Raw genomic sequence first — 14,044 nt, 5'->3', positions numbered from 1 at the left:
CGTCGCTGATGTACGGGCCGGGGTGGCCGGTGAAGCAGGTCAGGAAACGTTGGCGCGTGGCTGCGGAGGGTCGGGCTCGCTCGCGAGCCGGCGCGGTGCCACCACGAAGTCGACCCCGTCGAGCTCACCGTCCTCGACCGCCAGGATCCGGCAGGCCATGCTCACGAAATACTGCTGCACCTCTTCGAGCCGCAGCCGCCCGTCCGCACGGAACCAGTGCGCGACACCCGTCCCCATCTCCATCAGGGCCAGGCGCGCCATGGTCAGGTCCTCGGTGCTGAAAGCGCCGACGCGCGCGCCGCGTTCCAGCACCTGCGCGAAGAGCGACTCGTACTCGTCGCGGAGCGCCTGCATGGTGGGCCGGTGCGCTTCGGAAAGCGCCCGCATCTCGTACTCGGCCACCCGCGCGGTGAGCTGGTTGGTCGCCGTGAACCCCACGTGCGAGGAGATCAGGCCCGCGAGTTGAATGGCCGGCTCCGCGCTGCGGCGCAGGGCCTCAGAGCCGGAACGGATCATCTCGTCAAGGCAGTCGCGCATGATGCTGACCAGCAGCTCTTCCTTGCTGCCCACATAGTGGTAGAGCGTCGCCGAATTGATGCCGGCCGCCGCCCCCAGCTCCCGGATCCCAGTGGCGGCGAAACCGCGAGTGGCGAAGAGGGACACCGCCGCCTGCTGGACCTTGCCGAGGTTCACGCTCACCACGCTTCCCGTTGCCGAAGCCATGAGGGCCAATCGATCGATTGGCTCACATGCACCATTGCAGCCCAGCACGACGGGAGCTGTCAATCACTTGAACGGGAATTTCCCGCGAACGACGGGGCCGCCCGCCTCTGCGTGCTAGAGGGCTGAGCGCGGGGCACCCGTCGGACCGCTCGCGGCAGCACCCCCGACCTGCCGCCCCGGTCAGGCCCCGGTCACAGCCTCAGCAGCTCCCTCCGAGGAGCGGCGCCCCAACCGCTGCCGCGCCGTGTTGCTGCCGCGGCCGATCGGCACCCGCCGGGTCGCCGCAGCGAGCCCAAAGGCGGGCATGTCGCTGTAGACCGACTCCTGGTCCCGCACTGCCACCTGGTAGGTCTCATGCCAGACCCCGACGTCGCCCGAGCCGGCCGCCTCCTTCATGAACCGCCGCCACGGCTCGAGGTGCGGAGCCTCGCGATCCGCGGCGAACCGCTGGAGATGCTCCGGGCTCTTCCAATAGCTCAGCATCACCGTGGTCCGCCCGAACCACGAATGGAACCCGAGCAGCCCCGCCTCTGGATGCGCCGCCAGATAACGCAGCATCCTCGGCATGGCGGACGCCGTCCTCATCACCGCCGGCACTTTCCACCACCGATTGGCCCGCATTCCGATCAGGAAGACCGTCACCGCTTCCTCCGGAGCCGCCGTAAAGCGCCCCGGTTCCACCTTCCGCCCCATCGCCGCAGCCTCGCTCATCGCCGCTTTCCCTTCCGCCAGTTGGCCCATCACATCCGACCGCACACGCGCCCTGCCCGCCCCCGCGATGTCGACACCACAGCCTGGCCCGCCGCATGCAATGGCACCGGCCTGCCGCTCCACTGATTCCATAACACTGTTACAAAACAACGTTATGGAATAATGGGACATATGGCAAGACCCCCTGTCTACGATTCCGATCTCCGCCGGCGACTGCTCGAGACCACCGCCGAACTCGTCGCGGCGGATGGCCCGGCAAGGGTGGCCCTGCGCGACATTGCGGCGGCGGCCGGCACCTCGACCACCGCCATCTACTCGCTCTTCGGCGGCAAGCCCCAACTGCTGACCGCCGTGCTGGACGACGCCTTCCGGTCCTTCGGCGAGTCCCAGCGGGCCGCCGCCCCCGAAGGCCTGCGCGGGCTCGGCCTGGCCTACCGGCAGTGGGCCCTGGAGCACCGCTCCTTCTACGCCCTGATGTTCAGCAGCCCGCTCGGCTCCCCCGTGCCCTGCGAGGCCACGCCGGAAGTTGCCGGATCCGCAATAGAGCCCCTCTACGAAGCAGTCGGAGCCGCCCTCGCCGCCGCAGGGTCGAATGAATCCGTGCCCCTCGTGGCCGCCGCCATCTGGGGCCAGGTCCACGGACTGGTCAGCCTCGAACTCGCCGGCGCCGGCCTCCCCGGCACCGACTGGGAAGCCGCCTACGAAACGGCCCTGAACGCCATCAGCCGCAGCTACGCCAACTGAGGTCCCGCCACGCAGCACCCGCGGGGGTCAACCCATCCGTCCGAACTGCCCAGCATTGAAACCCGTCCCCGACATCGCCGCAGGCCAAGGAGTCGGTTGAAGGCTAAAGCTGTACAAGGAAGCCAGATGCTGTACAAACCAGACCGGCTCCGGGCGATCCCCGGCGGGCGGCGCAAAGAATCGAGCACAAAAAGGAAGGAGCCCCGCCGAACCGGCGGGACTCCTTCACTGGCGGAGGATGGGGGATTTGAACCCCCGAGGGCGTTAACCCAACACGCGTTCCAGGCGTGCGCCATAGGCCGCTAGGCGAATCCTCCAGGTGATTGCTCATGAAGAGCAGATACTAGGATACCCGACCGGGGCGAAAGTAACGAATCGGGCGCCGTCCGCCCCGCCTGCACACCCCTCCGGACCCCCGACCGGTCCGCTCCAGGAACCCGGATGGGCACGCCGGCAACCCCTCGAAACCGTCGGTCCCGAGTGGCAGACTTGGCGCCATGGAGCCCATGGACTGCCTGGTCATCTACGTCCCGACCGACGCCGCGCCCGCGGTCCGCCGGGCCATCAGCGATGCCGGCGCCGGCCGGTTCGGCAACTACTCGCACTGCTCATTCAGCACGGAAGGAACCGGCCGCTTCACCCCGCTCCCCGGAGCCGCCCCTGCCATCGGCGCCGTCGGCACCCCTGAGGAGGTAGCCGAGACCCGGATCGAGGCGATCTACCCGCGCTCCCTGCGCACCGCCGTCGTTGGTGCCGCCGTGGAGGCCCACCCCTACGAGACCCCCGCCTTCATGACCTTCCCGATAGACATCAGCCTGCCGCCGAACCCGCGGGAAAAGGCCGCGGACTGAGCCGATTTCGGCCGCCCGTTCATCTCGGGTAAACTGTTTGTCGGCCCCTCATGTGGTGTCATCCTGTGAACTCCCCCAGGACCGGAAGGTAGCAAGGGTAAGCGGGCTCTGGCAGGTGCATGGGGGGTCTTTTCCGTCTATGCACATGCCGCCGGCCGGAAGTGAAATGCCCCTACTGCAACCGATAGGGTTCTTACTGTGAGTACAGCCCTCTACCGCCGCTACCGCCCCGATTCCTTCGCGGACGTCATTGGGCAGGAACACGTCACCAACCCGCTGATGGCGGCGCTGCAGAAAAACCGGGTCAACCACGCCTACCTCTTCTCCGGCCCGCGCGGCTGCGGCAAGACCACCTCGGCCAGGATCCTGGCCCGCTGCCTGAACTGCGCCAAGGGCCCGACGCCGGAGCCTTGCGGCGTGTGCGACTCGTGCCGCGAGCTCGGGCGCGGCGGCCCGGGCAGCCTGGACGTCATCGAGATCGACGCGGCCTCCCACGGCGGCGTGGACGACGCGCGTGACCTGCGCGAGCGGGCCACCTTCGCCCCGGTGCGCGACCGCTACAAGATCTTCATCATCGACGAGGCCCACATGGTCACGTCCGCCGGCTTCAACGCGCTGCTGAAGATCGTCGAAGAGCCGCCGGAGCACATCAAGTTCATCTTCGCGACCACCGAGCCGGACAAGGTCATCGGGACCATCCGCTCGCGCACCCACCACTACCCGTTCCGGCTGGTGCCGCCGGAACCGCTGATGAAGTACCTGGAGCTGCTCTGCAACCAGGAGAACGTGCCCGTGGCTCCCGGCGTGCTCTCGCTGGTGATCCGCGCCGGCGGCGGTTCCGTGCGGGACTCGCTCTCCGTGCTGGACCAGCTGATGGCCGGCGCCGGAGCGGCCGGGCTGGACTACGAGCTGGCCGTCTCCCTGCTCGGCTACACCCACGCCTCGCTGCTGGACGACGTTGTGGATGCCTTCGCCGCCTCGGACGCCTCCACGGTGTTCAGCGCGGTGGACCGGGTTGTCCAGACCGGGCATGACCCGCGCCGCTTCGTCGAGGACCTGCTGGAACGCTTCCGCGACCTGATCATCGTGAAGGCCATGCCGGAGAGCGCGCACACGATCCTGCGCGGCGTACCGGAGGACCAGATCGCCCGGATGCAGACGCAGGCCCACCAGCTCGGCGCCTCCGAGCTCTCCCGCGCGGCGGACATCGCCAACGAGGCGCTGACCGAGATGACCGGCGCCACGTCCCCGCGGCTGCACCTCGAACTGCTGTGCGCCCGGATCCTGCTCCCCGCGGCGGACCAGGCCCAGCGCGGCGTCGCGGCCCGCGTCGACAGGATTGAACGCCGGCTTTCCTACGCCGGGGACGTACCGGAGGCTCCCGTGTCGGCGGAGGCCGGTGCCGCCAACGACGGCGGGGCCTCGCCTTCCGCGTCCGGCGCGCCGGGCTGGGGCGGTGCCGCGTCCGCGGGCTCCGGCGCCGCGCAGGTCCGCGAGATGCTGCGGGCCGCCCGTTCCGGCGGCCAGGCCGCAGACTCCCAGCAGATCCAACGGCCAGCCGTTCCCGCCGCAGCGCAGCCCTCCGCCGAGTCGGCTCCGGCTGCTCCGGCGACTCCGTCCGCTCCGGCGGCCGTTCATCAGGCTCCTGCCGCCGTCCCGGAGCAGTCGGCGCCGGCCGCCCCTGCGCCCCAGGCAGCACCCGCGGCCTCGGGGCCGTCGGAAGCGGCCCGGCAGGCTCCCGCAGCCCCCGCTCACGAAGAACTTGCAGCCCAGATCGCGCAGGCCGAGCAGGGCTGGAATTCTGCACCCGCGCAGCAGGACCGGCCCGGCATGGAACCGCAGCGCCAGCAGGCTTCTCCGCAGGGCCCCGCCGTTCCCGAACCCACCTCCGATTCGTCCCGCGACTGGGGCGGAGCCTGGGGCGTCGTCCCGGAGCCCGAACCCGAGCCCGCGCGCACCGCCCCCGCTTCCGCCCAGCGGCCGGAAAGCCAACCGAATGACGGCAGCCGCCCCGGCGGACCGGCACAGCAGGCGCCTGCCGCCCGGCCCAACCCGATGGGCCAGGCACCGCAGAACCAGCAGCGGCCGATGGCGCCGCAGAACACCGGCCAGCCAGCCGGTCCTGCCGCCGGCCAGCAACAACCGCGCCCCGGCAACGGTGACCGTGCCGCCGGACCGGAACAGCAGCAGCGGCCCGCTTCGCCCCAGAACGCTGGCGCACAGGCTGGACCAGGCCAGCAGCCGACCCCGCCGCAGCAGCCAGGCCAGCCGACGGGCCCCGCGGCGGCACAGCAGCCGCAGCAGGACACCGGACAGCAGGCTGGTCCCCCGCGCTCCGGTGCCGCCGGCTCGGTCGAGATGTTCCGCCGCGCCTGGCCGGAAATCATGGACGTCCTGAAGTCGGAGAAGAAGTTCCTCTGGATGACGGTCGAGCCCAATGCCTCGCTGGCCGGCTTCGACGGCCGGACCCTGACGGTCGCCTTCTCCAATACCGGCGCCATGACGGCCTTCTCGAGCAAACAGGAGAATGCGGGCCTGCTGAGGCAGTGCATCTTCAAGGTGCTCGGGACGGACGTTCAGCTTGATATCACGGCCGGCGGATCCGGGTCGGCAGGTGAGTCCGGCCCAAAAGGCGCTAGCCGGCCCCAGCCGGCAGCCGGTCCGCAACACCAGCCTGCCACTTCACCATTCACTGCCTCCAACCCGGTAAGCACGGCTTCCGTCGAGCCCGGGGCTAACGCCCCGGCTCCGGTCGACGACGCGCCGGTCGCGGCCACCCGGGCTCCGGCTCCGGTCCATGAGCCGACGCCAGCCAATGCCCCGGCATCCGGCCCCGCCTCGGCACACCGTTACGGTCCTTCCGGCTCGGGTTCGCCCAGCGGATCGACAGCGCCCGGCGCCACGTCTGCCGGCAGCGCCCCGTCGCCTGCCTACTCGGCGGCCGGCACCGCACAATCGGCGAACTCTGCGGCCAGCGCAACCTCGGCGGCGAGCGCGCCCGCGGCCTACTCGGTAACAAGCGCGCCCTCGGCCTACTCGGCAGCAAGCGCACCCTCGGCGGCGAGCGCGCCCTCGGCCTACTCGGCAGCAAGCGCGCCCTCGGCGGCGAGCGCCACCTCCCCCGGCATGCCCGGGCCCGCAGCGCAGCCGTCGGCACCCTTGTCGACGTCGCCGTCGTCGAGCGCGTCTGCACACACGGAGTCTTCTGACCAGAACACCTCGGCATCGACTGGCCAGTCTGCACATACGGCACCTTCAGCTCCCTCGGCAGCCTCAGGATGGTCGAGCCAGTCGGCGAACACGGCGTCGTCAGGCCAGTCGGCAAGCACCGCGTCGTCGGGCCAGTCGGCGACCTCGGCATCGTCGAGCCAGTCGGCTGAGACATCGGCCTCGGCCCCGAGCGCGGCGTCGGCGAATTGGTCACCCAGCTCGGCACCATCTGCCGCGAGCGCGGACTCCGCAGGCGGCATACAGCACGCCGGCGCGGGTGCACCCGCGCCGGCCCAGACGCAGACTCGTCCCGTGAACGTGCCGCCGCCCGTGCCGGGTGAACAGCCCGTCTTTGCGCACCTCGCCAACCGGCGGCCCCAGGCCGCGCAGCGGCCGGCCCAGCCGACCCAAGCGGCCCAGCCGGCCCACTCGGTCCAGCCGACGCAAGAGGCCCAGCCGGCGCAGCCGAGCAACCCAGTCCCCTCTGCGCAGGAAGGCCGTGTCTGGGAACCGTCCCGGTCCGCCGCGCCGCCGAAGAACGAGGGCCAGGTCTGGGAGCCGCCGCAGGCGTCAGCGGAGGCCGCGTCGGTTCCGTCGTCGCCCTATGACGACATCCCCTTCTCCGACGAGGAGCCGCCTTCGGACGAGTGGGACGGCCCGCCCCCGGAGGATCCGGGCTTCGGCCGCCGGATTCCGCAGTCGGCCCCGGCCCGGAACGCAACGTCACCGGCCCCGGCCCGGAATGCGGCGTCGCCGGCCCCGGCCCAGCCGCCGGTGAGCGGACCGGCCGCAGCCGCGGCCCCGCCGTCGTCGGCCAACCGCCCCGTGGCCGCCGCGCCCGCCGCTGCCGCACCTGCTTCCACGGCTCCCGCACCCGAGGCTGCCCCGGCGCAGCCCGAGCCCGGCAAGCCGATGAGCCGCTACCAGATGCTGCTCCAGCAGGCCCGGGCGGCCGAAGCGCGGAACCGTCCGGTGGAACCGGCCCAAAACGGTCAGCCCGGTGGCATAAGCTTGAGCTACGTCGAAGACATCCCCAGCGAGGACGATGTTGCCATCGAAGATTCCGGGCTGGTGGGCCGCGCCGCGATCGAGCGGATTCTGGGCGGCCGGCTGGTGGAAGAACGGAGCCTCGACGGTTCCTAAAGCAGGTCAGGAGATTGAGGATCAGTGTACGAAGGCGCCGTCCAGGAGCTAATTGACGAGCTCGGCCGGCTCCCCGGCATCGGGCCGAAGTCGGCGCAGCGGATCGCCTTCCACATCCTGGAAGCCGACCCGGAGGACATGAAGCGGCTCTCCGAGTCGATCACGAACGTCAAGGAGCGGGTGAAGTTCTGCTCCATCTGCGGCAATGTGTCCGAGCAGGAAACCTGCAACATCTGCCGTGATCCGCGCCGCGATCCGACGGCGATCTGCGTCGTCGAGGAGTCGAAGGACGTCATCGCGATCGAGCGGACCCGGTCCTTCAAGGGGCGCTACCACGTGCTCGGCGGCGCGATTAACCCGATCGGCGGCGTCGGCCCCGAGCAGCTGCGCATCCGCGAACTGCTCAACCGCCTCTCGGACGGCCAGATCCAGGAAATCATCATCGCCACCGACCCGAACCTCGAGGGCGAAGCCACCGCGACCTACCTGGCCCGGATGCTCAAGACCATCGGCATCACCGTCAGCCGGCTCGCCTCCGGGCTCCCGGTCGGCGGCGACCTGGAGTACGCCGACGAAGTGACGCTCGGCCGCGCCTTCGAAGGCCGCCGCAACCTGACCTAGGCAAAGCACGACGGCGGCGCCGCGCGCCGGGCGCGGAACCGCCGTCAACGGGGTGGCTGCGGCTAGATGCGGTTCACGCCGCGCGCCGCTGCATGCTTCGCAATGTCGCGGCCGGCGCGGTAACCGAACACCATGGCCGGGCCGATGTGCGAGCCGTACCCGGGGTAGCCGCCGCCGAAGACGGAGACCGCGGCTGCGCCGACTGCGTAGAGGCCGGGGATGGTCCGGCCGTCTTCGGTGGTGGCTTCGGAACGCTCATTGACGCCGAGCCCGGCGAAGGTGCCCAGGTCACCCATCCGGATCTTGGCGGCATAGAACTTGCCTTCGTCCAGCGGGGCGAGGTTCGGGTTCGGCTTGTGCTCCATGTCGCCGCGGAAATGGTTGTATTCGGTGGAGCCCCGGCCGAAAGCCGGATCCTCGCCTGCTTCGGCGCCCTTGTTGAAGTCCCGCACTGTCTCGGCGAGGTTCGCGGCCGGAACGCCGATCTTCTCCGCCAGGTCCGCCAGCGACTCGCCCTTCACCAGGTAGCCGGTCTTGTAAAAGTAGCCGCGCGGCATCGGCCAGGGTTTGGCGTAGCCGATGCCGTACTTGTGCATGGTCTTCTCGTCCGCGACCACCCAGCCGTAGGTGTCCTGCTGGCCGGCGTTGTGGCGGATCATCTGGCCGCCGAAGTCGTGGTAGCTCAGCGCCTCGTTGCCGAAGCGCCGGCCCTCCCTGTCCACGGCGATCAGCCCCGGCAGGCCGATGGCGCGCAGGTGCGGGAATAGGCGTTCGCGTCCGTTGAGGTACTTGAAGACCGTCACCGGCGCCCAGGAACCGACGGAATGGACGCCGTCGTCGACGTGCCCGCCGACCTGCTTGGCCAGGGTAACGGCGTCGCCGCCGTGCCCGATCGTCGGGGTGAAATGGTTGTCGCCGTTCGGATCGTGCGGGAAATACTGCTTGCGCAGCTCCTCGTCGCCCGAGAATCCGCCGGATGCAAGGATCACACCCAGTCTGGCATGGACACGGCCGGCGTGCTTCCCGCCGAGCACCGCGCCGTCCACCGCACCCGCGTCGCTGACAGTCAGCTGCTGAACGGGTGTGGCTTCCCACATCCGCACGCCGGCGTCGTAGGCGCTCTTGACCATCAGCGTCATCAGTGCATTGCCGTTCGAGCGCAGGACCGGGCGCTTGTACCGGGCCGCGTCGACCCAGGTGCGCAGCAGCTTCCTGGCCACGTAGACGAAGGACTTCACCGACTGATTGACGTGGAAGAACTCGTTGATGTCGGGCCCGACCTGGGGCATGTAGCCGAACACCGTGTAGGAGGACATGTACGGCTGCATCTTCAGCCGCTTGTCTCCCAGGATCCTCGCGTCGGTGTCCTTGGGCAGGATGGCGCGGCCGCCGAGCTTCGCGCCCGGCAGGTCCATCTGGTAGTCGGGGGCCTTCTCCGGGTAGACGAATTCGACGTCGGTTTCGTTCTCGAAGAAGGACAGCGCCTCCGGCACGGTGTCCAGGAACTGCTTGACCCCCTCCGCGTTGTAGGTGTCCTGCGCGAGGTTCCGCAGGTATTCCTCGGCTTCCGCCCGGGTGTCCCCCTGCTCCACGCCGGCCTTGTTGCCCGGCACCCAGGCCCAGCCGGCGGATATCGCCGTCGTGCCGCCGAAGAACTTCTCCTTCTCCGCCACGATGACGCTCAGTCCCTGGCTGGCGGCCTTCAGCGCCGCAGCCATTCCGGACACGCCGGATCCCACGACCAGGACATCACATTCGACCGGCTTGCTCTCCATGTACTGCTCTCCTTCGGGTATGGCTTTATCCGGCAGTCAACCGTCTGGCTGGCCGCGCGGTGAGTGTCCTTGCCGATGAACGGCAAGTCGTCAGATGGCGGTATAACCGCCGTCGGCATTGATGCACGCGCCCGTGATGATCGATGACCTGTCGCTGGCGAGGAAGGCGACCACCTGGGCGATCTCCTCGGGCCGCGCCAGCCTGCCGATCGGCTGGCGCTCCACCATGCGTGCCCGCACCTCGTCAGGGAGGCCGGCGACCAACGGGGTGTCCACATAGCCGGGCGACACGCAGTTGAAGCGGATCCCCTGCCGCGCGTAGGTGAGGGCCGCGCTGCGCGTGAGGTTGACGACGCCGGCCTTGGCCGCCGAATAGGCCTGGCTGTTGGCCTGCCCGACGTGCGCCAGGATCGAGGCCATGTTGATGACCGACCCGCGGCCGGCGGCGACCATAACCGCTGCCGCATACTTGTTGCAGATCGCGACTCCGGTCAGGTTGACGTCGAGCACGCGCTGCCAGGCTGCCAGGTCCAGCTCGTGCACCGGGGCCTTCACCTCCGCGATCCCGGCATTGGCCACCAGGATGTCCAGCCCGCCGAAACGTGTGACGGCCTGGTCCATCAGCCCGGCGACCGATGGCTCGCTAATGACGTCCGCGGCAACGAAAGCCGCGCGGCCGCCGTCGTCGTTAATGGCTTTGGCCACCACTTCGCCGGCCGTGTCCACGTCGGCGACCACGACGGCGGCGCCCTCCTCGGCCAGCGTCCGCGCGATCGCCTCCCCGATGCCGGATCCTCCGCCGGTGACCACCGCGGTCTTCCCGGCCAAAGTCTGTTGCTCCACGTGCCTTCCCTTCTTCCTGTCGAGGCCCTCGACCGGGGCGGTCCGGGCGTGGCGGGCGGCCTGTTCGGCGGCCACGGCCTTGAGGTAGGGCTCGCCCAGCTCGTCGATTGGAGTATGGGCCGTTTCCCGGGCGGAGTAGGCGGCGACCGCCGAAATCAGCATGCAGACGGTGCCGAACACTGCCACTGGCACCCAGCCGTGGGTTCCTTCGGTCATCAGGAGCCCGCCGATCATCGGGCCGAAGCCGGCGATGACCAGGCCCAGCTGGTTGCCCAGCGCCATGCCGGAGTAGCGGACCGGCGCCGCGAACTGCTCCGCGAAGGCGCTGGGCCAGATGCCGTTGAACGCCGAGTAGAGGAGCGTCATGTTCAGGAAAGCCGCCGCGAAGACGAGGGCGATGTTCCCGGTCGAGAGGGTCCAGAAGTACAGGTAGATGGTCAGCGCGCAGCCGATGGCCGCCGTGAGCACCATGGGCCGGCGGCCCACGCGGTCCGAGATCTTCGCCGCCACGGGCATGACGAACATGGTCAGGCCGATGGCCACCGCATTCACGGTCAGGATGGAGGCACGGTCAAAGCCGGCCGTTTCGGTCGCGTAGGACAGCCCGAAGACGGTGAAGATCGTCTGCATCACGGACATGATGGACATTCCGATGACCCGCAGCACGTCGGCGCTCTGGTACTTCAGCACATCCCTCAGCGGCAGCTTCTTGACTTCGCGCTGCTCGTGGGCTTCCTCGAAGACCGGGGTTTCGTCCAGGTGCGTCCGCACCCAGTACGCGAGGGCGAGCACGACGACGGAGAGCCAGAACGGAACGCGCCAGCCCCAGCTCATCAGCTGGTCCTCGGGCAGCGCCGACACCGGGATGAATACCAGCGTGGAAAGCACCATGCCGGCGGCGTAGCCGGTCATCACGAAGCTCGTGAAGAAGCCGCGCCGGCCTTCCGGGGAGTGCTCCAGGGTGAGCGTGGATGCTCCGGCAGACTCGCCGCCGGCGGAGAAGCCCTGCGCCAGGCGGCCGGCGACGAGCAGGACGGGCGCCCAGATGCCGATCTGTTCGTAAGTCGGCAGCAGGCCGATGCCCAGCGAGGCCAGGCCCATGACGCTCAGGGTCACCAGCAGGATCTTCTTGCGGCCGAGCCGGTCGCCGAAGTGGCCCATCACCAGGCCGCCGATGGGGCGGGCGATGTAGGCGACGCCGAAGGTAGCGAAGGCGGCGATGAGCCCGATCGCCGGGTTGTCCGAGGGGAAGAACAGGTGCGGGAACACCAGGGCGGCGGCAGTCCCGTAGATAAAGAAGTCGTAGTACTCCAGCGTGCTGCCCAGGAACGAGGCCAGGGCGGCCTTGCCGGGTGTCTTCTTGGGCGCTGTCTGGGAAGGGTGCATGGTTTCCATGGCGGTCTCCTAAGGACGGCTGTGTCCTGGTGGAAGGGAGGGGCTAGAGGTGGAAATCCACCGAGAGGATCTGCTCGCTGTTGGGGAATGAGTAAGCCTTGAGCGGCTCATGCAACGGGTGCGTGCTGTACACCTCGATGTCCTCGACCCGCTCGAAATCGGCGACGATGGCGTAGTCGAAGGAGCGCTCCTGGTTGAGCACGGCCGGGCCGTGGGTGAGGCTGACCATGCCCGGGATGTTGCCGGCCATCCGTTCGAGTCCGGCGATCCAGGTCTGCTTGTCGGCCGGCGGGAAGTCCGGCTTGAACTTGAACAGCACAGTGTGGCGGATCATGCGTCGGCTCCAATCAGGGTTTCGGTCCGTCGGGCAGGGGCGTAGGCGGGGTCCTGGCCGGCCAGGGTGCGGCCGGCGAGGTAGCCCATCGTCATGATCGGGCCCAGGGTTGCGCCGGCACCCGGGTAGCCGGCGGCGTAGGCGCACTCCGTGGCATTGCCGGCGGCGAACAGCCCCTGGATCGGGCGGCCGTCGACATCCAGCACGCGCGCCTCGCCGTCGGTGGCGATGCCGCCGTTGGTGCCGAACGCGCCGTTGACTACCTCGAGCGCGTAGAACGGGCCGGTTTGCAGCGGGCCGAGCGACGGGTTGGGCCACGGGCAGTCCGAGTCGCCCCAGTACTTGTCGTAGGCGCTCTCGCCGCGGCCAAAGTCCGGGTCCTCGCCCTTGACCGCGTGTTCGTTGAACCTGGCCACGGTGGCGGCGAGCCTGCCGGCCGGCACGTTGATCTTCGCGGCCAGTTCCTCCAGCGTGGCCCCCTCGGCCAGGTACTCAGGGGTCGGCAGGCCCGCGCGGTGGGCAAGGATTCCGTAGCGCTCCAGGTACGAGTGGTCGAAGACCACGTGCGCCGGTGTGTTCAGCGTCTGGTTGTTCGGCGAGTCCCAGGACTGCAGGCACCGCGCCAGGTCGTTGTAGTTCTGCGATTCGTTCGCGAACCGCTCGCCGTGGCGGTTGACCATGATCGAGCCGGGCCCCTGGCGCTCGAAGCGCAGCAGGGTGCCGATCGGCTCGCCGTCGCGGGTGTCGCCGGTGATGGACATGGGGGCCCACCAGGCTTCCCGGGTCCCGCGGGTCATCGCGCCGATGCGCTGGGCCATCTTCAGCCCGTCGCCCGTGTTCGACGGCGGCGAGCACTGGGTGTAGAGGCGCGAGGCGAGCATGGAGTCGGCCAGCTTCTTGTCCCATTCGAAGCCACCCGTGGCCAGCACAACGCCGTCGTTCGCCCTGATGCTTTCCCCGCCGGCAAGTACGACCCCGGCGGCCCGCCCGTCTTCGATCCGGAGGCGCTCGGCCCGGGCTTCCACGGCCAGGGCCACGCCTTCCCGGACGCAGGCGGCCAGCAGCATGGACACCAGCGCTTGGCCCTTGGCGACGAAACCATCGGCCTGGCGGCGCTCCAGTTCCGGCCATGGGAACTTGGTGAACGCTCCCCAGGTCTCGTATTCCTGCATCGTGAAGGGCGCCCGGCCGTCGGAGCGGACGTGGGCCTTCAGCGTCCCAAGGGCCTCGGTGCTGTTGAACAGTTCCGGCTCGATGGTGCGCCCGCCCTCGACGGCGCCCGGCAGGTCTTGGCGGTAGTCGGGGAAGTCGTCGAGGAAGATGAACTTCACGCCGAGCTCGTCTTCGGCGAAGCGGAGCATGGTGTCCCCGTGCTCGAGGGCGGCGTCCATGAGCTCATCGCGTCCGCGGCCGCGGGCAACAGCGCGGACGTATTCGGCGGCGGCCTGCTTGGAATCGGTGAGGCCGGCTTCCTTGGCGTGGTGGTTGTCTGCGACCCAGAGCATGCCGCCGGAGATGGCCGACGTGCCGCCGAGCAGCGCGGCCTTCTCCAGCACGATCACGGATTTGCCCGCGCGCGCCGCCGTGGCCGCCGCGGTGAGGGCGCCGGCACCGGAGCCGACCACAACGACGTCGTACGTATCCGAAGGGTTCCCGTTCAGGAATTTCATGGTCTTTCCTTTCTGTAGCGCGGG

General features: G+C 69.4%; 10 protein-coding genes, 1 tRNA gene and 1 other RNA gene. 5 read left to right on the top strand and 7 right to left on the bottom strand.

Annotated features, from left to right (window positions below; all coding sequences use genetic code 11):
• Positions 1-39: 39 nt before the first annotated feature.
• Together AHIS1636_RS13970 and AHIS1636_RS13965 are read right to left on the bottom strand one after the other, a co-directional pair.
• A complete protein-coding gene (locus AHIS1636_RS13970) occupies positions 40-723 on the bottom strand; it encodes a TetR/AcrR family transcriptional regulator (protein ID WP_264796446.1) in 684 nt (227 codons plus the stop codon).
• Between the two features lie 180 nt (positions 724-903).
• Entirely contained in the window at positions 904-1,416 is a 513-nt protein-coding gene (locus AHIS1636_RS13965) for a DUF4188 domain-containing protein (RefSeq protein ID WP_264796463.1), read from the bottom strand.
• 189 nt (positions 1,417-1,605) lie between these two features.
• On the opposite strand from AHIS1636_RS13965, the gene AHIS1636_RS13960 reads away from it, so the two are divergent.
• The gene (locus tag AHIS1636_RS13960) at positions 1,606-2,178 is read left to right on the top strand and encodes a TetR-like C-terminal domain-containing protein (protein ID WP_264796445.1); all 573 of its coding nucleotides are present in this window, start codon (positions 1,606-1,608) and stop codon (positions 2,176-2,178) included.
• Between the two features lie 229 nt (positions 2,179-2,407).
• Here AHIS1636_RS13960 and AHIS1636_RS13955 read toward each other — a convergent pair.
• Positions 2,408-2,495, bottom strand: a tRNA-Ser gene (locus tag AHIS1636_RS13955).
• Positions 2,496-2,675: 180 nt separating this feature from the next.
• Between AHIS1636_RS13955 and AHIS1636_RS13950 the strand changes: the two genes are divergently transcribed.
• The 4 genes from AHIS1636_RS13950 to recR all read left to right on the top strand — a co-directional run bounded on the left by AHIS1636_RS13950 (position 2,676) and on the right by recR (position 8,003).
• Positions 2,676-3,029: a YqfO family protein gene (locus AHIS1636_RS13950; protein WP_373875850.1), complete on the top strand. Its 354-nt coding sequence runs from the start codon at positions 2,676-2,678 to the stop codon at positions 3,027-3,029.
• Between the two features lie 39 nt (positions 3,030-3,068).
• Positions 3,069-3,164: signal recognition particle sRNA small type (gene ffs, locus AHIS1636_RS13945), an RNA gene on the top strand.
• Positions 3,165-3,227: 63 nt separating this feature from the next.
• Positions 3,228-7,382 (top strand): DNA polymerase III subunit gamma and tau, encoded by a 4,155-nt coding sequence (locus AHIS1636_RS13940; RefSeq protein ID WP_264796444.1) that lies wholly within the window; start codon positions 3,228-3,230, stop codon positions 7,380-7,382.
• 24 nt (positions 7,383-7,406) lie between these two features.
• Positions 7,407-8,003 carry a recombination mediator RecR gene (recR, locus tag AHIS1636_RS13935; RefSeq protein ID WP_264796443.1) on the top strand — a complete coding sequence of 199 codons (597 nt, stop codon included), beginning with the start codon at positions 7,407-7,409 and terminating at the stop codon, positions 8,001-8,003.
• A 62-nt stretch (positions 8,004-8,065) separates the two neighbouring features.
• Here the strand turns inward: recR and chcC2 are convergent, their stop codons facing one another.
• From chcC2 to chcC1, 4 genes are all read right to left on the bottom strand, one after another.
• On the bottom strand, positions 8,066-9,778 hold the full coding sequence (chcC2, locus tag AHIS1636_RS13930) for a 4-oxocyclohex-2-ene-1-carboxylate 5-dehydrogenase (RefSeq protein WP_264796442.1): 1,713 nt from the start codon (positions 9,776-9,778) through the stop codon (positions 8,066-8,068).
• Positions 9,779-9,868: 90 nt separating this feature from the next.
• Complete coding sequence (gene chcB2, locus AHIS1636_RS13925) at positions 9,869-12,016, bottom strand: cis-4-hydroxycyclohexanecarboxylate dehydrogenase (RefSeq protein ID WP_264796441.1); 2,148 nt, start codon at positions 12,014-12,016, stop codon at positions 9,869-9,871.
• A gap of 43 nt (positions 12,017-12,059) precedes the next feature.
• Positions 12,060-12,350 carry a Dabb family protein gene (locus AHIS1636_RS13920; RefSeq protein WP_264796440.1) on the bottom strand — a complete coding sequence of 97 codons (291 nt, stop codon included), beginning with the start codon at positions 12,348-12,350 and terminating at the stop codon, positions 12,060-12,062.
• Entirely contained in the window at positions 12,347-14,020 is a 1,674-nt protein-coding gene (gene chcC1, locus AHIS1636_RS13915) for a 4-oxocyclohexanecarboxylate 2-dehydrogenase (protein WP_264796439.1), read from the bottom strand. Before chcC1 ends, AHIS1636_RS13920 begins: the two co-directional genes overlap by 4 nt.
• Positions 14,021-14,044: the final 24 nt, after the last annotated feature.

It is taken from the genome of Arthrobacter mangrovi (assembly GCF_026011795.1).
Taxonomy (GTDB): Bacteria; Actinomycetota; Actinomycetes; order Actinomycetales; family Micrococcaceae; genus Crystallibacter; species Crystallibacter mangrovi.
Note: the sequence above shows the minus strand (reverse complement) of the source record. Positions and strands in the feature narration are given on the sequence as shown.